Raw genomic sequence first — 23,181 nt, forward strand, 5'->3', positions numbered from 1 at the left:
TAGACTGCCCGCAACTGATTCTTCGATCGGACCACAAGTGGAAACCGCGCTCTACCTGCCCGTCAAACGCTTCCTCGAAGAGCTCGGCTTCACCGTGAAGGGCGAGATTGGCGGCTGCGATCTCGTCGGCCTCAGCGCCGGCGATCCGCCTGTCGTGGTGATCGGCGAGCTGAAGCTCGCCTTCAATCTCGAGCTGATCCTGCAGGCGGTCGACCGCGCGCCGGCGGGCGACGAGGTCTGGATCGCCGCAAAAATGTCCGCGCGAGGCAAGGGACGCGAAAGTGACGCGCGCTACCGCAATCTCTGCCGCCGCCTCGGCTTCGGCATGCTCGGCGTCACCGACCGCGGCCAGATCGAGGTGCTGGTGAAGCCGCCGACGGCGGCCCCGCGCCGCGAGCCGAAGATTCGCTCACGACTCGTTGCCGAGCATCAGCGCCGCCAGGGCGATCCCGTACTCGGCGGCAGCACGCGCGCGCCGATCATGACGGCCTACCGGCAGCAGGCGCTGGCTTGCGCATCAGAGCTCGCGACAGGCCCGCGGCCCGTGCGCGAGCTGCGTGTGCGGTGTCCCGATGCCGGCAAGATCTTGCTTAACAATGTGTATGGCTGGTTCGAGCGTGCCGAGCGGGGAATCTACGGGCTCACCGAGGCTGGACACGCCGCCCTGAAGCGCTGGCCGCAGCACCGGATCGAGGCCGATGCCGGTGCTCCGTCACCGTCCTGATGCCGGATCGATGCAAGCGGTGAATAGCTGAGATGCCACACCAAATTCATATTGCAATGCAACATATGCAGCACTAGGTATCCCGGATCGAAATGAGGCTACCATGAGCGCAGACTGGAATACCAAATATGGCACGCGGCGCGTGCGTCACGATCCGCCGACCCTGGACGAGGCGATCTTTGCCGCCGTCGGTATCACCGACGACCAGGAGCAGCAGGCCGAGATCGCCGCAGCTCTGATGGGGATGCCGCTCGATGTCGTCCAGGCCGAGGTGAAGAAGCAGGCCCGCACCAACAGCCGCATCACAGCCACGCGCGTGATTGCCGGCGAACAGGGCGCGCAGCGCTCGGTGGTGGTCGAACGCCGCGTCGTTCGCCGCTTCAGCACCGCCACGCGCACCGGTACCTGAGCGTTCATTTCTCGATCCGAAAATACAAAAGCGGACCGGTTTTGCCGGTCCGCTTTTTGATTCCAGTCCGCGCTTCGAACTAGGCGGCGCGATTGCCGTACATGCTGGAGATGAGCTTCCAGCAGGTCGAGTTGAAGCTGAGCAGCGCGCGGCCCGCCGTAAATGGCGCTGCCGCGAGATCCGCCAGTTCGGCCTCGGGCGTCTTGGCGAGATCGATCGTGCCGGTCGATTCGCCGTGGCGGAAGGCCAGATGCGCGCCGAACTTCCTGGCGAGCGCCCGCATCGCGTGATTCTCGGCGCCGGTGGTGATACGCAGCTGCTTGTAGCCCTTCCAGCGCGCTTCCGCGATCAGGCGACGGAACAGCACGGTGCCGACGCCCTGGCGGCGTGCGGAGCCCTCCACGCTGAAAGCGACCTCGGGCAGTGAACCGTCTTCCGGCGGATGCAGTTCGGCCGCACCGCGAACCACGCCGTCGACGATATAGGCGACGATGACGGTGCCGTCCTCGGCGCAGCGGGCGGCATAACGCTCGATGAAGCTGTCGTCGAGAAAGCCGTTGAAACGGTCGTGCCGGCTTTCGGCATCGAGTCTCAGCAGGTGATCGCGCAGAAGCGCCAATTCTTCCTGCTGAATCAGGGTCCGCACATAGCCCGGGGCGGTGCGGACGGTCTCTTGAAGTACCACGTCAAAACTCCTCTTGGTGTCCCTCGAGGAGGCGTTCGAATCCCTAGGCCCCCTATATTGTGCATCGCAACACGCTTTTCAAGGCGGGAACCTGCCCAACTTAGCGGCATCGGGAACGACTATTTCGTTAACAAAATCAAGGCCCCGTAGTCTTACAGGACCAGCTGCGTCTGGGTCACCACAGCCACCAGCTTGCCGTCCTCGGTCTCCAGCCGGGTGGTCCAGACCTGGGTCCGCCGGCCCCGGTGGACCGGCGTGGCGATGGCGATGACCGTGGCCCCCTCCCTGGCCCCGCCGATGAAATTGGTCTTGCTCTCCAGCGTCGTGGTGCCCTTGGCGTCTTCGGGCAGGTTGATCACAGTCGCCGCGGCGCCGACGGAATCGGCCAGCGCCATCACCGCGCCGCCATGGATGGTGTGGTGCAGGGTGCAGAGATCAGGCCGGACCGTCATCCGCGCCACCACGCGGTCCTTCTCGGCCTCGACGAACTCGACGCCTTTGAGCTCGGCGAACGGCATCTTCATCGCTTTAAGTTTCTCGAGCGGCGTCATCGGATCTCCTCCCAATTCGTTGTGTTCTCAGCGTGAATTGCTTCGCGCGGCAAGGCAATGACGTCCGAGGTAATGGCCGCCGTGACATCCGCTGCGGCATGAGCACATATGGTCCACCATGCGCCATTACCCGCCCCGCCGTATCGTCTGCCTGACCGAGGAGACGGTCGAGACACTCTACCTGCTCGGCGAGCAGGACCGCATTGTTGGCGTGTCCGGTTACGCCGTCCGTCCGCCGCAGGTGCGGCGGGAAAAACCGAGGGTGTCGGCCTTCGTCTCCGCGGACATCCCGAAGGTCCTGGCGCTGGAGCCGGATTTGGTGCTGGCCTTCTCCGATCTCCAGGCCGGCATCGTCGCCGATCTCGTGCGGGCCGGTGTCGACGTCCACGTTTTCAACCAGCGTGATGTTGCTGGCATCCTGGCGATGATCCGGACGCTGGGTGCGCTGGTCGGTACGGCCGAACGCGCGGAGGATCTCGCTCGGAGTTTTGAGCGGCGGCTCGACGCAATCGCAGCAACGCCCCGCCCCTCGACGCGGCCAAAGGTCTATTTCGAGGAGTGGGACGATCCGTTGATCTCCGGCATCGGCTGGGTGTCCGAGCTGATCGAAATCGCCGGGGGCGTGGATGTCTTCCCGGATCTGCGGCATCGGCAGGCGGCAAAGGATCGGATCGTTTCGACGGAGGCGGTGCGCGAGGCGGCACCCGACATGATCCTCGCCTCATGGTGCGGCAAGAAGGTCGTCCCTGCCCGCATCCGCGCGCGCGATGGCTGGAGCGACATCCCCGCCGTACGCAACGACCGCATCGTCGAGATCAAGTCGCCGCTCATATTGCAGCCGGGACCGGCGGCGCTGACGGACGGGCTCGATGCGATCGTGACGGCGCTGTGGGGGACCCACTCCTGATCCATCCGCCGTCATTGCGAGCGCAGCGAAGCAATCCAGAGTGCCTCCGCGGAAGGATCCTGGATTGCTTCGTCGCGAGAGCTCCTCGCAATGACGGCTAGGCGGGCACCGTTGCTCACGTCACGGCGTTCACGACCTGATATTCCGGCCGCCGCCACACCTCGCCTGCGATCACGTCCTCGATGATCTCGGCTGCCCTCATGATCTCGCTCTCGCCGATATACAGCGGCGTGAGGCCGAACCGCATGATATCGGGCGCGCGGAAATCGCCGATGACGCCGCGGGCGATCAGGGCCTGCATGGCGGCGTAACCGCCGTCGAAGGCGAACGAGACCTGCGAGCCGCGGCGCTCGTGTTCGCGCGGCGTGACGACCTTGAGCTGCGGGCAGCGGCGTTCGACTTCCGCAATCAGGAGATCGCCGAGCGCCAGTGATCGCGCGCGGACCTCGGCGATGTCGACGCGGTCCCAGATGTCGAGCGAAGCCTCCAGTGCCGCCATCGCCAGCACCGGCGGCGTGCCGACGCGCATGCGCTCGACGCCGCCGGCGGCTGCATAAGCGAGCTCGAATGCAAACGGCTTGGCATGCCCCATCCAGCCCGACAGCGCCGCGCGCGCAGTATCGGCGTGGCGCGGCGCGACGTAGAGGAAGGCCGGCGCGCCGGGGCCGGCGTTGATGTATTTGTAGGTGCAGCCCGCGGCAAAATCGGCGCCGCAGCCGGCGAGCTCGACCGGCAGCGCGCCGGCCGAATGGGCGAGATCCCAGACCGTGACGATGCCGAGCGCATGCGCTTTCGCCGTCAGCTTCGCCATGTCGTGGCGGCGGCCGGTGCGATAGTCGACCTCGGTAATGTAGAGAACCGCGATCTCCTCTGACAACGACGCCTCGATCTCCTCCGGTGCCACCAGGCGCAATTGATGGCCGCGCCCGAGCGTCGCGATCAGGCCCTCGGCCATGTAGAGATCGGTCGGGAAATTGCCGGTGTCCGACAATACGACCTTGCGCGATGCGTTCATGTCGAGCGCCGCCGCCAGCGCCTGGTAGACCTTCAGCGACAGCGTGTCGCCGACCATCACCGAGCCGGCTTCCGCGCCGATCAGCCGGGCGATGCGATCGCCGACATGACGCGGCTGCGCGTACCAGCCCGCTGTATTCCAGGCGCGGATCAGCTCATTGCCCCACTCGGTCGTGATGACGCGATTGACGCGCTCGGCGACGCCAAGCGGCAGCGCGCCGAGCGAGTTGCCATCGAGATAGATCACGCCGTCAGGCAGATGGAACAGGGCCTTGGTGTCGTCATAGACGCGATATCTGGTCATAGACATTTCTTGGACATTTCTACAGAATGGTACGGACGCGCCAGAGCTCGGGAAACAGCTCGACCTCCAGCATGCGCTTGAGATAACTGACGCCGCCGGTTCCGCCCGTGCCCCGCTTGAAACCGATGACGCGCTCGACAGTGGTCACGTGGTTGAAGCGCCAGCGCCGGAAATAATCCTCGAAATCGACCAGCTTCTCGGCAAGCTCATAGAGCATCCAGTGCGTCTCCGGCGCCTCATAGACGATACGCCAGGCTTGCAGCACACCTTCGTTGAAGCTGTGGGTCTCGCGGACATCGCGCGCCAAGACCGCCGCCGGCATCTTCAACCCGTTGCGGTCGGCGAGCCTGAGCACCTCGTCATAGAGGCTTGGGGTCGCCAGCTCAGATTCGAGCAGTTTTGTCGTTTCCACATCGTGCGCGTGCGGCTTCAGCATCGCATGGTTGCGATTGCCCAGCAAAAATTCGATCAGCCGGTACTGGCGGGACTGGAAGCCCGAGGACTGGCCGAGCTGCGAGCGGAAACGTGTGTACTCGCTCGGCGTCATGGTCCGCAGCACGTCCCAGGCGTTGTTGAGCTGCTCGAAGATCCGCGACATCCGCGCCAGCATCTTCATCGCAGGGGCAACCTCGTCTTTGGCGATGGCGCGGCGTGCGGCGCTGAGCTCGTGGATGGCAAGCCGCATCCACAGCTCCGTGGTCTGATGCTGGATGATGAACAGCATCTCGTCATGCGCCTCCGACAGCGGGTGCTGCGCGCCGAGGATCGCATCGAGCGCGAGATAGTCGCCATAGGACATGCGCTTTGCGAAATCGGTCTCGGCGCCTTCGCTTGAGGGATCGTAATCGCTGGACGTCATGGCTGGCCCTCCCGATCGATCATTCCCGGCCCGCTCAATCGAGGCCGATCAGGCGCGCGGTGATCTGCGACGACGGATCCTTGAGCCCGTCGATCACGGTGAAATGGTTCAGCGCAGGCTCGATCACGAGGTGCGTCTGCACGTCGAAACCGGTCCAGACATTGGCCAGCAGGTCGGACTGGCGGATGAATTCGGGTCGCTCGCCACCGCCGACCCAGGCGGTCACGGGCGAATGGCCGCGCGGCAGATGCAGCGCCGCGCTTTCCAGCGTCGCCTCCTCCATGGTCATACGCAGCGTGTCGTTCATCTTCGTCTTGAGCAGCGGCCGCAGATCATGCAGGCCGCTGATCGAGAGCGTGCCGGCGATGCGGTTGAAGACGGCAGGTTCGAGCCGGCTGTCGTCGCACAGCATGCGGGTGACGAGATGGCCGCCGGCCGAATGCCCGGCAAGCCGGATCGGGCCGGAAACGAGCGAGGCGGCCTTGGCGATCGCGGCGGTGATTTCGGCTGTCATGTCGGAGATGCGCGCGGCTGGCGCCAGCGTGTAGCCCGGCAGCGCCACGGTCCAGCCATGATGCCGCGCGCCTTCGGCCAGATCCGTCCAGGTCGACTTGTCGAAACGCATCCAGTAGCCGCCATGGACGAACACGACGAGGCCCTTGCTGTCGCCGTCAGGCAGGATCAGGTCGAGCGTCTGGCGCTCACCGGAGCCATAGGCGATGTCGGCGCGAAAATCCTTCAGTCCAGCACGGTAGGCTGCCGCCCGCTCTGCCCATTGTGCCGGCATCTTGTCCGAGCCCGGGATATGGGCCGAATTGGCGTAAGCATCATCCCAATCGCGCATCGTGACTTCCCTCGGCGGACTCAAGGCCCTGCGAATCCGCCTTCGCTCTTCGAGCTACGGCGGACAAGCCGGGCGCCAGTCTGCCACCGGCGCGGCCGGCATCCTAGTCTTTATTTTAAGCTTAAAGGATTTGGGGGAGCCGGTGGATTGGGCAAAGGTTGCCCCAGCTGAGATACCGTAGGGTGGGCAAAGCGAAGCGTGCCCACGCACCTGGTCATGTCGGATAGAACTCGTGGGCACGGCGCAAGGGCGCCTTTGCCCACCCTAGAGGACTATCATCCGTCATTGCGAGCGCAGCGAAGCAATCCAGTCTGCCTTCCGCATTGGCAGCCTGGATTGCTTCGTCGCAAGGGCTCCTCGCAATGACGGCGGAGAGGCCTACGCCTTCTCCACCCCGCACCATTCCGCGATGAACAAGGCCATCGCCTTGGTCGTCTTCTTCAGCGAGTCCAGCTCAACATACTCGTTGAAGCCGTGCATCTCGCCGCCGCTGGCGCCGAAGCAGAGGCTGGGGATGCCGTGGTTCAGGCCGTAGAAGCGGGTATCGGTCAGCGCGGTGAAGACGAGATCCTCCGGCATGCCGCAATAGACCTTGTTGAAGGCCTTGCCGAACGCAGCCTCTGGCTCCGCCGCGTCGGTCAGCTCATAGCCTTCCGACAAGAAGCCCGACCATTCGATCTGCGGCGGATTGTTGGCGAGGAAGCGGTGATTGCGCGAGGCGGCGGCGACACAGGCCGCGATCTCCTTCTGGTGATCGGCGACCGACCAGCCCGGCAGGATCGCGATACGGCAGTCGACGTCGCACCAGGCCGGAACGCTGGACGCCCAGTCGCCGCCCTTGATGATGCCGGGGTTGAAGTTGATGGGATGGTTCAGCGTCTTGAAATGACGATCGGCCTTGGCCCGCTCGTTCCATTCGATCTCGAGCTTTTGCAGGGCATGGACGAGATGGTAGGCCGCCATGATCGCATTGGAGCCCGATCCGGCAAAGGCGACATGGGTGGGATGGCCCTTTACGCGTAGCCGAAACCAGATCACGCCGACCTGCGAGCGCACCATCTTGCCGCCGGTCGGCTCCGGGATGAAGCAGGCATCCGCGCGATAGCCGCGCTGCAGCGTCGAGAGCGCGCCGACGCCGGTGCTCTCCTCCTCGATCACGGACTGGAAATGGATCCGCGCGGTCGGCTTCAAGCCCGCCGCCTTGATCGCATCGAGCGCATAGAGCGCGCCGATGGTGCCCGACTTCATGTCGCAGGCGCCGCGACCGAACATCTTGCCGTCCTTGATGACGGGCGAGAACGGCGGCGTGTCCCACAGCTCCAGAGGCCCCGCAGGCACCACGTCGCAGTGGCCCTGGAGGATCAGCGATTTGCCGCCGTTCGTTTGCGGACGGTAGGTGCCCACCACCGAGCGCGCCTTGGAGAAATCGTGCTCGATCGGGCCGAAGCCGCGCAGATCCTTGAGATCGTCGACATTGATGTGCCAGTCATCGACCTCATAGCCGCGCTCGCGCAAGAGGTCGCCGATCATGTCCTGGCACGGTCCCTCCGCCCCGCGGGTCGAGGGGATCGCGACGAAATCACGTGTGGTCGCAAGCTGGGCTTCGAAACCGGCATCGACGGCGTCGAGAATCCTCTGCTGCGTATCGGCATTCATCAGGCAACTCCTGGCACTTCAATGATCCCTAGGAGCGCGCAAGCTAGCCGATTTCAGCCGTTCGGGTACTCCACAAAATATGCATCCCGCAATGCATCTTCGAGCAGTCGGCCTTCCGAATAGCCATTGAGCGTCGCTGGCCGGCTCACGCCGTCGAGCAGGCGCGCGCAAGGTTCCGGCGCGCCGAGCACGGTGCGCACAGGGATCCGCTCGGCATAGATCGGCAACGCATAATCCTCGTCGTCGTCCGCAACGCCCTTGGCGCGGATCTTTGCCGAGGCTTCCTCGATCTCCATGGCGATGAAGGAGGTTGCCTTGATCTCCTGCGTGCTGCTCGCCCGCAGGCTCGCGGTGCGATCCGGGAAGAAGCGGTCGACCATGGCGATCACCGCGCGCTCCTTTTCCTCGGGATCGGTGACGAGATAGGCGGTGCCGAACGCCATGACTGCGCGATAATCGGCGGAGTGGTTGAAGCCGCAGCGCGCCAGCACGAGGCTATCGAGGTGGGCAACCGTCAGGCAGACGCGCTCGCCTTTGGTCTGGTTACGCAACATGCGGCTCGCGCTCGAACCGTGCCAATAGAGCCTCGTCCCCTCGCGCCAGAAGAAGGTCGGCGTGCAATAGGGCTGGCCGTCGATCACATAGGAGACGTGGCAGAGCATCGAGGAATCCAGGATGCGATGAACCGTGTCGTGATCGTAGAAGCCGCGGTCGTGACGGCGCTTGACCTGGTTGCGCGTTGACGTCGGATAGGAATTTTGGCTCTCGGTCTGGCTCACGGCCACTCCTGTCGGGCTTGGAACAATTCCAGACCAGTTGTAGCGGCCGATTTGGTCTGCGATAGTGCCAATTCCATGCGAAAAATTCCAACCAATTCTCCCGCGCCCACCAAAGCCGAGCTGCCGCTCGATCTTACCGGGGCGCACATCACGGCTGGCGCCTCCGCCGCGCACCGGCTGTACCAGGCGCTGTGCGAGATGATCGTTGCCGGCCTCGTCAAGCCCGGCGAGCCGCTGCCGCCGTCGCGGACGCTGGCGGCGCAAACGGGGTTTCGACGCAACGCCGTCGTCACCGCCTATGAGCGCCTGATCGCCGACGGCTTTGCCGATGCAACCGTCGGCTCCGGCACCTTCGTCGCCGCGCGGATTCCGGCGCGCGCGACTGGGCCGAAGAAGCCAAAGGTAACAGTCGAAGCGCCCCGGCAAGGCGCGTTCGCACTCGGCTGCACCCATATCGACGAGCGCGCCGTGCAGCGTTTTCGCGCTTTCGTCGGCCGCCGCATGCGCGCATTCGGGTCGGAGCACCTGCACTATGGCGATCCCCGCGGCAGCCGCGAGCTGCGTGCTGCGATTGCCGACCACCTGCTGTCGGCGCGCGGCCTGCGCTGCGATCCCGATCAGATCATGCTGACCTCGGGCACGCTGCACGCACTGCGCATCGTGCTCAGTGCGATCCTGAAGGCCGGCGATCAAGTGTGGTGCGAGGACCCTGGCTACCCCGCCGCGCGAAAAACCATCGCGCATTGCGGCTATCGGGCCGTGGCCGTCCCCGTGGATGAGCACGGCATGCGCATTGCCAAGGGACGTACTGCGGCGCCGTCCGCGCGCGCGGCCTATGTGACCCCGTCGCATCAGTTTCCGCTGGGCGTGCAGATGTCGATGCCGCGGCGGCTGGAGCTGCTGGACTGGGCGAGGCAGGCCGGCGCCTTCGTGCTGGAGGACGATTACGACAGCGAGTTCCGCTATGACGGCGCGCCGCTGATGTCGCTTGCCGGCATCGATCACCTCCAGCGCGTGATCTACATGGGCACGTTCGCCAAGACGCTGTTTCCCGGCCTGCGCATCGGTTATTGCGCCCTGCCCGAGCGCCTGATCGGCGACGTGACCGCCGCGCGGGCCGCGCTCGACCGCTTTCCCGGCACGCTGATGGAAGGCGCGGTGGCTGACATGCTCAATTCCGGCGCCTTCGCCGCGAACCTGAAGCGGGTACGAAAGCTCTATCGCGAGGCGCGCGATGCGCTGGCCGGGACCCTGGAAGCCGCATCCGACGGCTTGCTGTCCGTGCCGGTGCCGTCGCAGGGCCTGCATCTTGTCGCCCGGTTCGATCCATCGGTTGAACTGTCGGTCGCAGCAGCGGCCAAGCAGGCCGCCGGGGCGGAGGGCTGGCTGCTCGCCGACACCTATTCCCGCGCACGGCCCCTACCCGGCTTCGTGCTGGGATTTTCCGGGCATGCGGTCCCACAGCTCGTGGCATCCGCCGAGCGGCTCGCCCGGGAATCGCGCGCGGCCTTGGGCGCAAGGAGCAAGTCGGCCCGCCGGGCGTGACGAAGCTTCACTATGAGAATCGCCCGCCGCTCCCTAGATTGCGGCATCGATGCTGGGACCTCACATCATGCTGCTGCGCCACGCGACCTGCTTCTCGCTCCTGATCTCCATCGCGCTTGCCTCGACGGCACGCGCGGCCACCATCGGACGCGAGCAGGACATCGTGGATCTGAAGCTCGGCCAGCGCGTGCTCGTGGACGACGGAACCTGCCCGGCCGGACAGGTCAAGGAAGTGCGCGGCGCAAAGATGACCGACAAGGGCGTCTCGCGCACGAGTTCCTGCGTGCCGCGGCAAGGGCCGAAAACAAAATGATGAGCTGAGAAGCTACTTCGCCGGATCGAACATGCACTGCAAGGTCGGCTTGGCGATCTTGGTGAAGGTCGGGCCGATCTCGCTTTGCTTTGACGTCGGCACCCAATCGGTCTCGATCGTCGGCACGCCCGTCTCGCTGATGCCGCGCAGCAGCGCTTCGCGCAAATCGCGGTCCTCGACCACAGCGGCGGCATGGTCGTGCAGGCAGCCGCAGACTTCTTCCGGATGCTCCCAGCGTCCCAGCATGCGCGGCGCGCACTGGCGCACGAATTCACTGCGTGGATCCGGCAGCCGCGAGGGCGCGCGCACCTGCGCCTGCACGGAATTGATCGTCAGAAGGGCGATAAACGCTGCGGCGCAGAAACGAAGCAACATGATGGCCTTTGCCGGCTGATTGTTTCGTTCGCGATCAGAAGCGTGCGGCCACAACGATCGGCTGCGGCGCCGGCGTCACGACCGGCGAGCCGGTGTACTGGAAAGTACCGATGCCAGGGAGATTGCCGTCGGGCATGCCCGCGAATGAGGAACCGGCGAGCACAAAGCCGAAAGCAAGGATAAAGCTGAGCGCGCGCATGGTCTTGTCCCTCAATTCCGTGCCGGCAGTGCGCCGTCGTCGTTGTGAAGCTGATAACCATGGGCCGTTTCGCGCGTGATGCGCCAAACGCGGAAAATGGTTTCATCCGCGTGCGAATTGTTTCGTCCCGCTCGAGGCGACGAAACAATTCTCGAAAAATGCCAATTATTTCAGTCACGTTGCACCGCAGCTCAAAGCGGCCTCGCAAGGCGCTCTGGCGGTGCGCAACGGTACCGGACGCCGGCATCGTCATGCGCCCGCCTTGCACGCTTCACATGCGTTTTACGTTTTCCTGCTGAAGAGAAGCCAACGAAGGCTGGGTCCCATCGAACCGGAGGCGCTTCGGCCGCGACCCAAGCCATCGAAACCGAGACGCCGGGATCACCGGGCGCATCCACGTGAGGAATAGCCATCATGATGGCGCAAGATCGCGCAACGCCGCGCGAGGCAGACCTGCGGACGGACCGTGGGGATCAACGACCTGTTCGCAGCAGCGCCACTTCGGCGAACGAAATGGCACTGCAATCAAGCCGCGGCTTCGAAGCCGCGCCGCAGATGTTCGTGCGGCTGACCGGCTCGCATCTGGCAAAACCGCGCGTCAGCCGCGAACGCGTCACCGAGTGAACGCAAGTGCGTCACTGAGTGAACGCAAGAGCGCCACCGGAGTGAACGCAAGTGCGTTACTGAGTGAAAAATTCACCGCACTTCTGGACGTTGGCGTCAGCCGGTCCCCACGGCATGATCGGCACGGTCGAGGTCGAGTTCTTCGGCGAGCCCTCGATCAGCTTGTCCGAATAGACCATGTAGACCAGCACGTTGCGCTTGGCGTCGCAGCCGCGCACGATCTGCATCTTCTTGAAGAACAATGAGCGACGCTGGCGGAACATGTCGTCCCCCTGCTCCATCTTGCCCCTAAACTTGATCGGGCCGACCTGGCGGCAGGCCAGCGAGACATCCGAGACCTCCTCGGCAAGGCCGAGCCAGCCCTTGAAACCGCCCTTCTCCGGCACCGTGAAATGACAGGCGACGCCCTCGACCTCGGGGTCGTCGAGGCCATAGGTCGCGAGCTTGTCATTCGGGCTCATCCATTTGAACACGGTGGAGCGGCGGAAGATCAGATCGGGCTCATCGGCGGCAGATGCGGAAGCCAGCGGTACGACCAGGGCCAAGAGGAATAAAGTGAGGCCTTTCAAGCGGATGCTGGAAAGACCGGGGAAACGAGATGACATGAAGTTCTCCGGTAACAAGTCCCAGCAATGTAGGCATCGGCTGGCCGGTCAGGAAGACGACGGCAGGCCGGGTACGGCCGCCGTTTACCGGTCCGTGAGGCTTTTTTGCTACGTCTTGGACAAAAGTAGCTGATGGCAGAACCGCTCTGCTGGTGAACGCGTATCCCCTCTGCGAGACTAATGATTTGGATTATGGATTCGAGGATGAACAGCGTGAACGTGTCCGGTTTTGCTGCCAAGCCAGCGCGGATTTGGCAGGTCGCCATTTTGACGGCGGCCGGTGCGATCGGAACGGCTAGCCAGGCTGACGCAGCGTTTTACTACTGGACGGATTATTCCGACGGGTCCTACTACGCCCGGCAGGATCGGCATCCCGACATTCCGCGCCAGAAGCCGCCGCAGAAGCGCGGCGCCGCGGGCAAGAAAGCGATCGTCGCCGAGAAGGAAGCCGGCAGCAAGCCGCAAGGTCCCCTCGTCATCGTCGTCTCGATCGACCGGCAGAAGGTGACGATCTACGACACCAACGGCGTGTTCGCCGAATCTCCGGTGTCGACCGGCATGAAGGGCCATTCGACGCCCATGGGTGTCTTCAGCGTCATCCAGAAGCACAAATTCCACCACTCCAACATCTATAGCGGCGCGCCGATGCCGTACATGCAGCGGATCACCTGGTCCGGCGTTGCCATGCATGCCGGCGTGCTGCCGGGTTATCCGGCCTCGCACGGCTGCATCCGCATGCCGATGGCGTTCGCAGTGAAGATGTGGAACTGGACCAAGATGGGTGCGCGCGTCATCGTCTCCCCCGGCGAGATGACACCGCACAGCTTCCAGCATCCGCTGCTCGCCTCGTTGCGCGTGCCGCCGCAGCCCGCGGCCAGCCTGGAGCCGCAGACCAATGTCGGCGACAAGGCCGACAAGGGCGCCGCCGCCAAGGTCACTGAAGCCAAGCCGCTCGAGACCAAGACGGCCAGCGCCGAAGCGGCGCTGGAGCTTCGCTCGTCGGTCGGCCACACTGTCATGTCGGACATCACGACGGGCAATGCACCGGCCCGCGCGGAAGCGGATGCGACGGCGGTTAAGACCGAGGCGACATCCGAGACGAAGACCGCCGAGGCCGCGCAAGAGCCCAAGGCTCCGGCGGCGACCGACGACAAGGTCGAGGCTGCCAAGAGCGCCACACCAAAGTCTGACACGCCGAAGTCAGAAGCGGCCAAGTCCGAGACGGCCAAGACTGAAGCTGCCGAGTCCGCCAAGAAGCCCGATGCCGCCGTCACGGCCGCGTCGCCTGGGCCGGATGCGAAGAAGGACGAGACCCGCCTCGCCGAGCCCGCGCCGGTCGCAAAGCCTGATACCCCCAAGCGGGCCGGCCAGATCGCCGTCTTCATCAGCCGCAAGGATTCCAAGCTCTACGTTCGGCAGAATTTTGCGCCGCTGTTCGAGGTACCGGTCACGATCTCAGCGAGCGACCGGCCGCTCGGCACGCATGTCTTCACCGCCGAAATCGACAAGGCCGACTCCAATGCGCTGCATTGGTCGGTGGTGTCGCTGCCCGTCACCGCTCGCTCCGCCGCACGCGAGGATGACGGCCGTGTTGCGCGCCGCAAGGGTGGCGCCGCCGTGATCCCCGTCGCCGCAAAGCCGGTGGTGACGCCGGACAGCCCGACTGAGGCGCTCGATCGCATCTCGGTCCCCGCTGACACCATGGCGAAGATCAACGAGATGCTGACCTCCGGCGGCTCGATCATCGTCTCCGACCAGGGCATCAACCAGGGCGAGACCGGCGAAGGCACCGATTTCATCGTCCGCCTCTACTAAAGCGTTTTCGAGCGAAGTGGGCACCGGTTCGCGTCAAGAAAACGCGTCAAAATAAAAGTTCGCGTCACCCCCGATAACGCGGTGTTGAGCGGTCCGATTGTGCCGGTGGAGTAACATCCGTCGCGGATCATTTCGGGGGACACCGTCATGATGAATCGCAGGACACTGCTCATCGCGGCGCTTGCAGGTGCAGCCGCGCCGATGACGCGCGCCTATGCCGAGGGCGGCATGAGCCGAATCTCGGCCTATGCCTTCAGCTTCCCGGCACTGTCCGGCGACGACATCCGTCTTGCCGCCTTCACGGGCAAACCGCTGCTGGTGGTCAATACCGCGTCGCTCTGCGGCTACACCCCGCAATATGCGGGCCTGCAGGAGCTCTGGGGCGAGTTTCGCGAGCGCGGGCTCACCGTGATCGGCGTACCCTCCAACGATTTCGGCAGCCAGGAGCCCGGCGGCGCTGGCGAGATCACGGAGACCGCGCACCACCAATACGGCGTTACCTTCCCGATCGCGGCCAAGGCCGTGGTGATCGGCGCGAAGGCGCATCCGTTCTACAAATGGGCGGCCGAGGCGCGCCCGCGGGAAGTTCCGCGCTGGAACTTCCACAAATACCTGATCGGCCGTGACGGCTATATCGCGGAGGTGTTTCCCTCCGCGGTCGAGCCGACCGACACGCGGGTCAAAACGGCGGTCGCCAAGACGCTGGCCGTCAGCTGACACTTCGCGGGGCCCAATCGGGTTGGGCACAATTGTGGCGGGACGCCAAAGAGCCGTTGCAATGGCGAGGGCCCACCATCTAGGCTAGGATCGTTTGGGGCGGGAAGGTTTGGCCGGAGGTGAAAAGCCACGGCCGAACAACGGGATCAATCTCGAGGGACAACACCATGCGCGTGGCGGCAGGACTGATTTTGGCAAGCGCGATGTCTCTAGCGATGACGGGCGCGGCGTGGTCGCAGACGCCGGCTGCCAAGCCCGCCGCCGCCACCCAAGCCGCACCGGCGGCGGCACCGGCCGCCGCAGCACCCGCTGCGGCTCCGGCAGCTGCACCCGCAGCAGCCGCCGCGCCGGCAGGCTTCGTCAATCCACCCCCGCCGAAACAGGCGCCGCAGCCGGCGCGCGCGGCCTGCAACACGCAAGGCGCGCTCGGTGTCGCCCGCACCGTCGAGATCGACACCACGGGCGGTCCGGGCTTCGGCTTCGAGCACTTCAAGGAGCTCGACTTCCTGCGCGACAAGGAGGTGGTGCTGACCTTCGACGACGGTCCCTGGCCGAAGAACACGCCCGCCGTGCTGAAGGCGCTCGCCGATGAATGCACCACCGGCATCTTCTTCTCGATCGGCAAGCACGCCACCTACGAGCCGGAGATCCTGAAGCAGGTCTATGCTGCCGGCCACACGGTCGGCACCCACACCTGGTCGCACGCCAACCTCAACAACAAGAAGCTTACCGAAGCGCAGCGCAAGGAAGAGATCGAGAAGGGTCTTTCCGCGGTGAAGTGGGCGCTCGGCGGCATCTCGCCCTCGCCGTTCTTCCGCTTCCCGGCGCTCCAGCATCCACCGGAGATGGTCACCTATCTCGGCAACCGAAACACCGCGATCTTCTCCTGCGACATCGACTCCTTCGACTTCAAGGCCTCGAAGCCCGAGAAGGTGATCGAGACCGTGATGAAGAAGCTCGACGCCAAGGGCAAGGGCATCATCCTGATGCACGACTTCCAGAAGCACACCGCCGAAGCCCTGCCCGAGTTGCTCAAGCGCCTGAAGGCCGGCGGCTACAAGGTGGTGGCGATGCGCGCGAAATTCCCGGCATCGACACTGCCCGAATACGACCAGGAGCTGCTCAAGGACGTCAAGCTGCCGACGGTGAGCCAGCGCCCGGTCAATTCCGTGGTGACGACCGTTTCCGAATAGCCGTCGCAATTGTCTTTCCGTATCGAAGGCTACGTCATCGTCTCCGCGGACGGCATGCTCGCCGATCCCTCGCACATCATGCCTGAGACGTTGAAATTCGAAGGTGACAAGCTGTTCTTCGAGCAGGCGCTCGATCGCGCCGCGCTGATCGTGCACGGCCGGCGCTCGCACGAGCAGCAGCCGAATTCGCCGAAGCGCAAGCGCCTGATCCTGACCCGCAAGATCAAGGCGCTCACCGTCGATCCGGAGATGCCGAACGCAACGCTGTGGAATCCGGAGCGCGCGAGCTTCGCGGAGGCCTGCGCCTTCGCCGACGTCGCCTCCGGCACCGTCGCGATCATCGGCGGCCCCGTCGTGTTCGACATGTTCATGGACCGCTACGACACGTTCTGGCTGTCGGAAGCCCCCCATGTGCGGCTACCCGGCGGCGAAGGCTGTTTTGTCGGCGTGCCCGAGCGGACACCGCATGAGGTGCTGGCCTCCCACGGAATGAGGCCGGGCGCGCCCTACCTGCTCGATGCAGCGCATGAAGTGACCGTCACGCCGTGGCGTAGGGTGAACTAGCCCTACACGTCCCCGTAGGCCGCCTCGGCCGGACGCGTGGTGCGGCCGTAGCCGATGATCATGCAGAGCGCGCCGATGATCGAGAGATTTTTGAGCGCATCAACCAGCATCTTGGCATTGTCGGGCGGCACCTGGTTCCAGAAATCGTAGAACAGGACGGTTGCGACCGCGACGTAGATGATCAGCAGCATCGCAAAGAAGCGCGCGCCGAAGTTCAGCGCAATCATCAGGCCCGCGATGACCTCGAGCCCACCCACCGCGATCGCCAGCAGCTGGGGTGTCGTCATCGCAGTCGCCGTCTCGATCTGCTTGGCGTAGGGCGCGACGATGTCGGGCACCACGACCTTTGTCGCGATGAAATCGGCGGTCGCCTGGATGGCAAAGAGCTTGGTGGCGCCCGTGTAGATGAACAGCACGGCGAACAGGATCCGTCCGAAAGTCACGAACGCTGGCATGATCGGCCTCTTGGCAAAACGCTAAGCGCGGGTCGCTTCCCAGGATTATGAAGAGTCCGTCTGCGGTTTTCAAACGGGGAAATGACGAACTGCGAGCAATTCAAAAGCGCGCCACACGTGCGGTACCCCTTCTCCCCCTGTGGGAGAGGTGGCGCGAAGCGCCGGATGAGGGGTTGCATCCTCATACGTCAATGGTGAGATAACTCGCTGATAGAGACCCCCACCCGTCTCGCCGCTACGCGGCGAGCCACCCTCTCCCACGAGGGGCCTGTTGCGCTACTGCCTTTTGAGGCAGGAGACGTAGGGAGAGAGGGCTGTGTTGACGCCGATTGTCAGGCCGAGATCTGTACTTGGTGCCCTTGGCGGGCGTCTCAGGCGGCGAGCGCGGCCCAGCGCCTCATGTTGAACGCGATGGAGGCAAGCAGGACCTGCCCGCTTGCCTTCATGAGACCGACATAGCGGATGCAGGTCAGCCGCATGCGGCGTTTGAGAGTGGCGAAGGTGGTCTCGACCTGGGCTCGTCGGCGCGCGATGAGGAGGTTGTAGCGTTTGAGCCGAGGCGGTAGCTCCGGGTGATGTCGGTTGGGACGACGGGCGATGCGGGGCTTCTTGCCTTCCGCTTTCAGCCGAGCCCGTCGGGCATGGGTGTCGTAGGCTGCATCGGCCCACACCACGGCTTCATCGCCACGGATCAGTTCGTCGGCCGGCGTTGTGTCGTTGACATTGGCGGGCGTGGTCAGGACTGCGCGGATCAGGCCGGATCCCTCGTCGACACCCATGTGAGCCTTGTAGCCGAAGGTCGAACCACCCTTGCCCTGCCGCTTGGTAAACCGGGCATCTGGGTCGTTTGAGGGACGATCCTGCTTCGGAGGGGCTGACACCGCCTGGATCAAGGTCGCATCCAGCATCGTGCCGCGCTTGAGGATGACCCCGGCATTCTCGAGCTGGCGATCCAGCTCGCCAAACAGCTTCTCCAACAGCCCTTGTTCGACGAGCTGGTTCCGGAAGCGGTTCAGAACCGTGTGGTCGGGCGTCGCATCTTCCAGGCTCAAACCGACGAAGCGCTTGAACGACAACCGGTCGCCCAACGCTTCCTCGAGTTCGCGTTCCGAAAGACCATAGAGCGACTGCAACAGCACGGCACGAAACAGCACCAGCACCGGATAGCCTGGACGACCGGGGCTCCCTTCATCCCGCAGATGGCCGATCAGCTTCTCGAACCGGTACCACTTGACCAGGCCAGCCAGCCGATCCAGCGCTGCATTGGCGCCGGCCCCCTTCGGCATCAGTGCTTCCACAAAGCTCGGCTGTCCCGTCCGCTTAACCGCCATCGTCATCCCCTCAAGGCTTTGCCCTAGGGAATCACAACTGGCGAATTACGCAACAGGCCCGCAAGGGGAGAGGGTAAGAAAGCGGCTTACGTAAACAGCGTCGGCTGCTGCCGGGCCGCACGCTCCTGCGCTTCCACCACCGCAACCGCGGTCATGTTGAGGATGCCGCGCGCGGTCACCGACGGCGTGAGAATGTGCGCCGGGCGCGCCGGGCCGACCAGGATCGGGCCGACCGGAAGCGCGTCCGCCAGCGACTTGATCATCTGATAGGCGACGTTGGCGGTGTCCAGCGTCGGCATGATCATGATGTTGGCCTCACCCTCGAGCTTGGAGTGCGGCAGGACCATGCGGCGCGCAGCGGCGGAGAGCGCAGTGTCGCCCTGCATCTCGCCATCGGCCTCGATCTCCGGATGCTTATCCTTCAAGAGCTGGGTCGCGCGGCGCATCTTGCGCGAGGATTCGGTGTCGTAGCTGCCGAAATCCGAATGCGAGACGAAGGCGATCTTCGGCTTGATGTTGAAGCGCTGGACGTGGACGGCGGCGAGCGAGGCGATCTCGGCGAGCTCCTCCGCGCTCGGATTGGGGCGGACCTGCGTGTCGGCGATGAAGAAGGCGCCCTTGCTGGTGATCAGCAGCGCCAGCGCGGCGTAATCGCTGATCCCCGGCGAGAAGCCGACGATCTCGCGGACATGGCGCAGATGGCTCATGTAGCGGCCCTCGACGCCGCAGAGCATGGCATCCGCCTCCCCGCGCGTCACCGCGAGTGCGGCGATGACCGTGTTGTTGGTGCGCACCACCGTGCGCGCCGCATCCGGCGTCACGCCGCGGCGGCCGGCGACCTCGACATAGGACTGCACGTAGGAACGATAGCGCGGATCGTCCTCGGGATTGACGAGGTCGAAATCCTTGCCCGCCTTGATCGACAGGCCGAAGCGCTTGATGCGCGCCTCCACCACCGATGGACGGCCGACCAGGATCGGCGTCGCCAACTTCTCCTCCAGCACCACCTGCGTGGCGCGCAGCACGCGCTCGTCCTCGCCCTCGGCATAGATCACGCGCACGGGCTGGGTCTTGGCCTTCGCGAACATCGGCTTCATGACGAGGCCGGAGCGGAAGGCGAAACGCTCGAGCAGCGCGCGATACTCGTCGAAATTGGTGATGGGGCGCGTCGCGACGCCGGACTCCATCGCCGCCTTCGCTACCGCCGGCGCAATACGTAGAATTAACCGTGGATCAAAGGGGCTGGGGATCAGCGAGCCGGGGCCGAAGCCGCCCGTCTCGCCGGTGTCGAGGCTGCTCTGGGAGACGGCATCGGACGGCGCCTCGCGCGCGAGCTGCGCGATGGCTTCGACCGCGGCGTGCTTCATCTCCTCATTGATGGCGCTGGCGCCGACGTCGAGCGCACCGCGGAAGATGAAGGGGAAGCACAGGACGTTGTTGACCTGGTTCGGATAGTCGGAGCGGCCGGTGCAGATCATGGCGTCGGGGCGCACCTTGCGCGCCTCCTCCGGCATGATCTCCGGGGTCGGATTGGCGAGCGCCATGATCAGCGGCTTCTCGCCCATCGCCTGAGCCATCTCGGGCTTCAGCACGCCCGGTGCCGACAGCCCGATGAAGATGTCGGCGCCGCCGATGACGTCGGCCAGCGTGCGCTTGTCGGTCTTCTGCGCATAGACCGCCTTCCAGCGGTCCATCGAGGTGTTGCGGCCCTCATGCACGAGGCCGTCGATGTCGCAGACCCAGATGTTCTTGCGCTGCGCGCCCATCGACACCAGCAGGTTGAGCGTCGCGATCGCGGCCGCCCCTGCCCCCGATGCCACGATCTTGACCTCGGACAGCTTCTTGCCGTTCAGCCTGAGGCCGTTGGTGATGGCGGCGGCCACGATGATTGCGGTGCCGTGCTGGTCGTCATGGAAGACCGGGATCTTCATGCGCTCCTTCAGCCGCGCCTCGATCTCGAAGCACTCCGGTCCGCGGATGTCTTCCAGATTGATGCCGCCGAAGGTCGGCTCGAGCGCCGCCACCGTCTCGACCACGCGGTCGATGGTGTCGGCGGCGATCTCGATGTCGAACACGTCGATGCCGGCGAATTTCTTGAACAGGACGGCCTTGCCCTCCATCACCGGCTTGGAGGCCAGCGGGCCGATATTGCCGAGGCCGAGGACCGCGGTGCCGTTCGAGACCACGGCGACCAGATTGGCGCGGGTCGTCAGGGTCGCGGCTTCCGCCGGGTTCTTGGCGATCTCGGTGCAGGCGGCGGCAACGCCCGGGGAATAAGCCAGCGCGAGGTCGCGCTGGTTGGCAAGCGGCTTGCTTGCCTGGATCTCGAGCTTTCCGGGGCGCGGCAGACGATGGTAGGCGAGCGCCGCCTGGTGGAGATCATCAGAATAGGACGACATGCGGTGTCTCGCCTCGCGTTACCGGCCTCAAAATGCACGATCCGGAGCAATCGTCCAAGCGGAGGGTATTTCCGGGTCGTGGAAACGGGATGAAGCACGGCCGGCGCCCCGGTGGCAACATCGGATTGCGCCCCCATCAACAGGGCGCGCGGTCAAATATTTGAAAATCATAGCTTTCCCTGGACCGCGCGGCGTTTGGCGAATATGGCAGGTTGCGCAGTGCAAAACGGGCAACTGGAGCTGGGAATGAAGCGCATCCTGATCGGCCTGATCGCGGCAGCCGTGCTCGCCGCGGGCGGATGGTTCGGCTTCAACCTTTATGTCCAGCACCGGGCGACGAGCGAGGTCGAGGCCGCGTTCGAGCGGATGCGCTCGGGTGGCGGCAAGGCGGGCCATGGCAAGATCGGGTTCGAGCTCGCGACCCGGACGCTGACGATCGAGGATGTCGTGATCGAGCCCGGCCTGCCGGAGCTGGCTCTCCTCAAAATCGCAAAGGTGACTGCGCTTGGGGTAAGTCAGGCCGACGAGGATCGTTTCTCGGCTGACAGCGTCGAGCTGGGAGGAGTCGAAGTCGCCATCACCTACACCGATCGGACCAAGGTGAAGGCGACCTACAAAATTCCCCAGATTACAGCTCGCAACTTTTCCGGTCCGACTCGTGCAGCCAACGGCGCTCCGCTGTCCGGCTCGTTGATCGACATGTACCGCTTCGCGCTGGTGCAATACGCGACGGTCTCGGCGTCCTCGATCATGGCCCCGACCATCACCGTCAACGTCGATGCCGGCACCGGCAAAGCGGGCAATGGAGATTTCGTCTATTCGGGTCTGGCGATCCAGAACATCAATCGCGGTAAGGTCGAAACGGCGAAGACGGACCGCATCACCTACACACTCGACCCGACCCAGCCGGGCAAGCCCGCGAAGATGACCGGCGAGCTGTCCGGCGTGGCGGCCTACGATTTCGACGCAAGCGCCGTCGCGGTCGCACTTGATCCGCAACAGTCCGGTGACGACAGCTTCCACAGGATCTACCGGCGCCTCTCAGCCGATTCCTATACAGTGACGGCGGGACCGGCCGTGCGCGTGCAGACCGACAGCATCATCGTCGACGATATTGCGATCCGGCCATCGAAATTCCGCCCGGCTGAAATCATGGCGTTGGTGCCGGAAGACCGCGCGATCCTGACGCCGGCGCAGTCGCGCGCCTCGATGGTGAAGATCGCCGACTTCTTTGAAGGTCTTCAGATTGGCAAGATCGAAATTGGCAAGCAATCGGTCGAGACGCCACAAGGGACGGCAAGGCTGAGGGCCGTAAAATACGATCAGACTGAATTCGCCCTGGAAGGCCTTGATGCGCCGACACCTCAGGGCCAGTTGAAGGTAGAGCGCTTCGCGCTCAAATCGTTCAGAACGGTGGACCTGCTCCGCTGGGCGGCCGGCCTCGCCAATCCCGGACAAGCCCCCTCGCCTGATCAGATGCTGGGCCTGTTCCGCGTGCTCGAAGGCGCCGAGATCAAGGGCGTGGTCTCGCCCTATAAGAACACGCGGCAGCTCTTCACCATCGACACGATCAGCCTGAACTGGGGCCAGCTGGTCGGGTCGATCCCGAGCAAGGCCAATCTGGTCGTGAAGATGGTCACGCCGACTGATCCCGCCAATCCGGCGCTGCAGCCGCTGATCATGGCGGGCGTGGACAAGCTTGCGATCGACCTCGATCTCGGTGCGGCCTGGACGGAATCGTCGGGGGCCTTCGCGCTCGCGCCGGCCACCATCGATCTCGGCAACCTCGCCAGGGCGCAGGCGAGCTTGGCGCTCGCCAAGGTGCCGCGCGACCTCTTCACCACGACGGATTCCCTGGAGGCGATGGGTCAGTTGGCGCAGATCGAGACCGGCGCGATCGAGCTGTCCTTGCGCGACCGCGGCGTTGTCGATCTCGTTGTGGCACAGTTCGCGCGGATGCAAAATCTCAGCCGCGATGCCGCGCGCAGCGCCATCGTCGAGATGATCCGCGCGCAGGGCGAGAAGATCGCGGCCTCCAATCTCGACGCCCGGGTCGCAGTCGATGCCCTCGCCGGCTTCGTCGAGACGTCGGGGCAGACGCTGACCATCAAGCTGACGCCACTCGGCAAGGTGCCGGTGGTTCAGCTGATGGACGCCCTGAACCACGAGCCGATCGTTGCGCTGGCGCAATTCAGGATTGAGGCGTCGACGGGGTTGTAGGCGAGAAAAGCGGATCTCTCCTCCTCGTCATTGCGAGGAGCTCTTGCGACGAAGCAATCCAGAGTCCTTCCGCGGAAAGATTCTGGATTGCTTC

The 23,181-nt window shown here is 64.6% G+C and carries 23 protein-coding genes; 10 read left to right on the plus strand and 13 right to left on the minus strand.

The genetic code is table 11. The features are described from left to right. The first annotated feature begins 37 nt into the window (after positions 1 to 37). Positions 38 to 724 carry a DUF2161 family putative PD-(D/E)XK-type phosphodiesterase gene (locus QA649_RS26090; RefSeq protein WP_283019703.1) on the plus strand — a complete coding sequence of 229 codons (687 nt, stop codon included), beginning with the start codon at positions 38 to 40 and terminating at the stop codon, positions 722 to 724. Positions 725 to 827: 103 nt separating this feature from the next. Beyond that, complete coding sequence (locus tag QA649_RS26095; protein ID WP_063683963.1) at positions 828 to 1,133, plus strand: hypothetical protein; 306 nt, start codon at positions 828 to 830, stop codon at positions 1,131 to 1,133. A gap of 79 nt (positions 1,134 to 1,212) precedes the next feature. Here QA649_RS26095 and QA649_RS26100 read toward each other — a convergent pair whose 3' ends face one another. Then, the gene (locus QA649_RS26100) at positions 1,213 to 1,818 is read right to left on the minus strand and encodes a GNAT family N-acetyltransferase (protein WP_283019704.1); all 606 of its coding nucleotides are present in this window, start codon (positions 1,816 to 1,818) and stop codon (positions 1,213 to 1,215) included. 152 nt (positions 1,819 to 1,970) lie between these two features. Continuing rightward, the gene (locus tag QA649_RS26105) at positions 1,971 to 2,369 is read right to left on the minus strand and encodes a PaaI family thioesterase (protein WP_283019705.1); all 399 of its coding nucleotides are present in this window, start codon (positions 2,367 to 2,369) and stop codon (positions 1,971 to 1,973) included. Between the two features lie 118 nt (positions 2,370 to 2,487). Between QA649_RS26105 and QA649_RS26110 the strand changes: the two genes are divergently transcribed. Next, positions 2,488 to 3,276: a cobalamin-binding protein gene (locus QA649_RS26110; RefSeq protein ID WP_283019706.1), complete on the plus strand. Its 789-nt coding sequence runs from the start codon at positions 2,488 to 2,490 to the stop codon at positions 3,274 to 3,276. A 115-nt stretch (positions 3,277 to 3,391) separates the two neighbouring features. On the opposite strand, the gene kynU is transcribed toward QA649_RS26110, so the two are convergent. From kynU to QA649_RS26135, 5 genes are all read right to left on the minus strand, one after another. Then, positions 3,392 to 4,594, minus strand: coding sequence for a kynureninase (gene kynU, locus QA649_RS26115; RefSeq protein ID WP_283019707.1), 1,203 nt, complete (start codon positions 4,592 to 4,594; stop codon positions 3,392 to 3,394). A 19-nt stretch (positions 4,595 to 4,613) separates the two neighbouring features. Then, positions 4,614 to 5,453 (minus strand): tryptophan 2,3-dioxygenase, encoded by an 840-nt coding sequence (gene kynA / locus QA649_RS26120; RefSeq protein WP_283019708.1) that lies wholly within the window; start codon positions 5,451 to 5,453, stop codon positions 4,614 to 4,616. 34 nt (positions 5,454 to 5,487) lie between these two features. Then, complete coding sequence (locus QA649_RS26125) at positions 5,488 to 6,297, minus strand: alpha/beta hydrolase (RefSeq protein WP_283019709.1); 810 nt, start codon at positions 6,295 to 6,297, stop codon at positions 5,488 to 5,490. Positions 6,298 to 6,675: 378 nt separating this feature from the next. Continuing rightward, complete coding sequence (locus tag QA649_RS26130) at positions 6,676 to 7,953, minus strand: ArgE/DapE family deacylase (RefSeq protein ID WP_283019710.1); 1,278 nt, start codon at positions 7,951 to 7,953, stop codon at positions 6,676 to 6,678. A gap of 53 nt (positions 7,954 to 8,006) precedes the next feature. Next, the gene (locus tag QA649_RS26135; protein WP_283019711.1) at positions 8,007 to 8,732 is read right to left on the minus strand and encodes a pyridoxamine 5'-phosphate oxidase family protein; all 726 of its coding nucleotides are present in this window, start codon (positions 8,730 to 8,732) and stop codon (positions 8,007 to 8,009) included. 75 nt (positions 8,733 to 8,807) lie between these two features. Between QA649_RS26135 and QA649_RS26140 the strand changes: the two genes are divergently transcribed. Beyond that, on the plus strand, positions 8,808 to 10,277 hold the full coding sequence (locus QA649_RS26140; protein WP_283019712.1) for a PLP-dependent aminotransferase family protein: 1,470 nt from the start codon (positions 8,808 to 8,810) through the stop codon (positions 10,275 to 10,277). Positions 10,278 to 10,344: 67 nt separating this feature from the next. After that, positions 10,345 to 10,590 carry a DUF6719 family protein gene (locus QA649_RS26145; protein WP_283026100.1) on the plus strand — a complete coding sequence of 82 codons (246 nt, stop codon included), beginning with the start codon at positions 10,345 to 10,347 and terminating at the stop codon, positions 10,588 to 10,590. Positions 10,591 to 10,602: 12 nt separating this feature from the next. Here the strand turns inward: QA649_RS26145 and QA649_RS26150 are convergent, their stop codons facing one another. From QA649_RS26150 to QA649_RS26160, 3 genes are all read right to left on the minus strand, one after another. Then, positions 10,603 to 10,965 (minus strand): hypothetical protein, encoded by a 363-nt coding sequence (locus QA649_RS26150; protein ID WP_026312261.1) that lies wholly within the window; start codon positions 10,963 to 10,965, stop codon positions 10,603 to 10,605. A gap of 34 nt (positions 10,966 to 10,999) precedes the next feature. Beyond that, a complete protein-coding gene (locus tag QA649_RS26155) occupies positions 11,000 to 11,164 on the minus strand; it encodes a hypothetical protein (RefSeq protein ID WP_283019713.1) in 165 nt (54 codons plus the stop codon). 680 nt (positions 11,165 to 11,844) lie between these two features. Next, entirely contained in the window at positions 11,845 to 12,393 is a 549-nt protein-coding gene (locus QA649_RS26160; protein ID WP_283019714.1) for a CreA family protein, read from the minus strand. Between the two features lie 204 nt (positions 12,394 to 12,597). On the opposite strand from QA649_RS26160, the gene QA649_RS26165 reads away from it, so the two are divergent. From QA649_RS26165 to QA649_RS26180, 4 genes are all read left to right on the plus strand, one after another. Next, entirely contained in the window at positions 12,598 to 14,208 is a 1,611-nt protein-coding gene (locus QA649_RS26165) for a L,D-transpeptidase family protein (RefSeq protein ID WP_283019715.1), read from the plus strand. Between the two features lie 147 nt (positions 14,209 to 14,355). Continuing rightward, a complete protein-coding gene (locus QA649_RS26170; protein WP_283019716.1) occupies positions 14,356 to 14,925 on the plus strand; it encodes a glutathione peroxidase in 570 nt (189 codons plus the stop codon). A gap of 167 nt (positions 14,926 to 15,092) precedes the next feature. Beyond that, positions 15,093 to 16,118, plus strand: coding sequence for a polysaccharide deacetylase family protein (locus QA649_RS26175; RefSeq protein ID WP_283019717.1), 1,026 nt, complete (start codon positions 15,093 to 15,095; stop codon positions 16,116 to 16,118). 9 nt (positions 16,119 to 16,127) lie between these two features. After that, complete coding sequence (locus QA649_RS26180) at positions 16,128 to 16,682, plus strand: dihydrofolate reductase (RefSeq protein WP_283019718.1); 555 nt, start codon at positions 16,128 to 16,130, stop codon at positions 16,680 to 16,682. Positions 16,683 to 16,684: 2 nt separating this feature from the next. On the opposite strand, the gene QA649_RS26185 is transcribed toward QA649_RS26180, so the two are convergent. The 3 genes from QA649_RS26185 to QA649_RS26195 form a co-directional block, all read right to left on the minus strand. Beyond that, positions 16,685 to 17,137, minus strand: coding sequence for a DoxX family membrane protein (locus tag QA649_RS26185; protein ID WP_018645435.1), 453 nt, complete (start codon positions 17,135 to 17,137; stop codon positions 16,685 to 16,687). A 371-nt stretch (positions 17,138 to 17,508) separates the two neighbouring features. Beyond that, positions 17,509 to 18,474 carry an IS5 family transposase gene (locus QA649_RS26190; RefSeq protein ID WP_283019719.1) on the minus strand — a complete coding sequence of 322 codons (966 nt, stop codon included), beginning with the start codon at positions 18,472 to 18,474 and terminating at the stop codon, positions 17,509 to 17,511. 80 nt (positions 18,475 to 18,554) lie between these two features. Beyond that, positions 18,555 to 20,867: an NADP-dependent malic enzyme gene (locus QA649_RS26195; RefSeq protein ID WP_283019720.1), complete on the minus strand. Its 2,313-nt coding sequence runs from the start codon at positions 20,865 to 20,867 to the stop codon at positions 18,555 to 18,557. 246 nt (positions 20,868 to 21,113) lie between these two features. Here QA649_RS26195 and QA649_RS26200 point away from each other — a divergent pair, with 246 nt between their 5' ends. Further along, complete coding sequence (locus tag QA649_RS26200; RefSeq protein ID WP_283019721.1) at positions 21,114 to 23,087, plus strand: hypothetical protein; 1,974 nt, start codon at positions 21,114 to 21,116, stop codon at positions 23,085 to 23,087. The last annotated feature ends 94 nt before the right edge of the window (positions 23,088 to 23,181 follow it).

The organism is Bradyrhizobium sp. CB1717 (assembly GCF_029714325.1).
Classification (GTDB): Bacteria; Pseudomonadota; Alphaproteobacteria; order Rhizobiales; family Xanthobacteraceae; genus Bradyrhizobium.

Excerpts from the sequence above, each read along its gene's own strand:
- kynA (WP_283019708.1), bottom strand. The coding sequence starts at position 5,453 with ATGACGTCCAGCGATTACGATCCCTCAAGCGAAGGCGCCGAGACCGAT.
- QA649_RS26200 (WP_283019721.1), top strand. The coding sequence starts at position 21,114 with ATGAAGCGCATCCTGATCGGCCTGATCGCGGCAGCCGTGCTCGCCGCG.
- QA649_RS26140 (WP_283019712.1), top strand. The coding sequence starts at position 8,808 with ATGCGAAAAATTCCAACCAATTCTCCCGCGCCCACCAAAGCCGAGCTG.
- QA649_RS26150 (WP_026312261.1), bottom strand. The coding sequence starts at position 10,965 with ATGTTGCTTCGTTTCTGCGCCGCAGCGTTTATCGCCCTTCTGACGATC.
- QA649_RS26130 (WP_283019710.1), bottom strand. The coding sequence starts at position 7,953 with ATGAATGCCGATACGCAGCAGAGGATTCTCGACGCCGTCGATGCCGGT.
- QA649_RS26105 (WP_283019705.1), bottom strand. The coding sequence starts at position 2,369 with ATGACGCCGCTCGAGAAACTTAAAGCGATGAAGATGCCGTTCGCCGAG.
- QA649_RS26190 (WP_283019719.1), bottom strand. The coding sequence starts at position 18,474 with ATGACGATGGCGGTTAAGCGGACGGGACAGCCGAGCTTTGTGGAAGCA.
- QA649_RS26160 (WP_283019714.1), bottom strand. The coding sequence starts at position 12,393 with ATGTCATCTCGTTTCCCCGGTCTTTCCAGCATCCGCTTGAAAGGCCTC.
- QA649_RS26145 (WP_283026100.1), top strand. The coding sequence starts at position 10,345 with ATGCTGCTGCGCCACGCGACCTGCTTCTCGCTCCTGATCTCCATCGCG.
- QA649_RS26110 (WP_283019706.1), top strand. The coding sequence starts at position 2,488 with ATGCGCCATTACCCGCCCCGCCGTATCGTCTGCCTGACCGAGGAGACG.
- QA649_RS26170 (WP_283019716.1), top strand. The coding sequence starts at position 14,356 with ATGATGAATCGCAGGACACTGCTCATCGCGGCGCTTGCAGGTGCAGCC.
- kynU (WP_283019707.1), bottom strand. The coding sequence starts at position 4,594 with ATGACCAGATATCGCGTCTATGACGACACCAAGGCCCTGTTCCATCTG.
- QA649_RS26165 (WP_283019715.1), top strand. The coding sequence starts at position 12,598 with ATGAACAGCGTGAACGTGTCCGGTTTTGCTGCCAAGCCAGCGCGGATT.
- QA649_RS26185 (WP_018645435.1), bottom strand. The coding sequence starts at position 17,137 with ATGCCAGCGTTCGTGACTTTCGGACGGATCCTGTTCGCCGTGCTGTTC.
- QA649_RS26155 (WP_283019713.1), bottom strand. The coding sequence starts at position 11,164 with ATGCGCGCGCTCAGCTTTATCCTTGCTTTCGGCTTTGTGCTCGCCGGT.
- QA649_RS26175 (WP_283019717.1), top strand. The coding sequence starts at position 15,093 with ATGCGCGTGGCGGCAGGACTGATTTTGGCAAGCGCGATGTCTCTAGCG.
- QA649_RS26095 (WP_063683963.1), top strand. The coding sequence starts at position 828 with ATGAGCGCAGACTGGAATACCAAATATGGCACGCGGCGCGTGCGTCAC.
- QA649_RS26125 (WP_283019709.1), bottom strand. The coding sequence starts at position 6,297 with ATGCGCGATTGGGATGATGCTTACGCCAATTCGGCCCATATCCCGGGC.
- QA649_RS26195 (WP_283019720.1), bottom strand. The coding sequence starts at position 20,867 with ATGTCGTCCTATTCTGATGATCTCCACCAGGCGGCGCTCGCCTACCAT.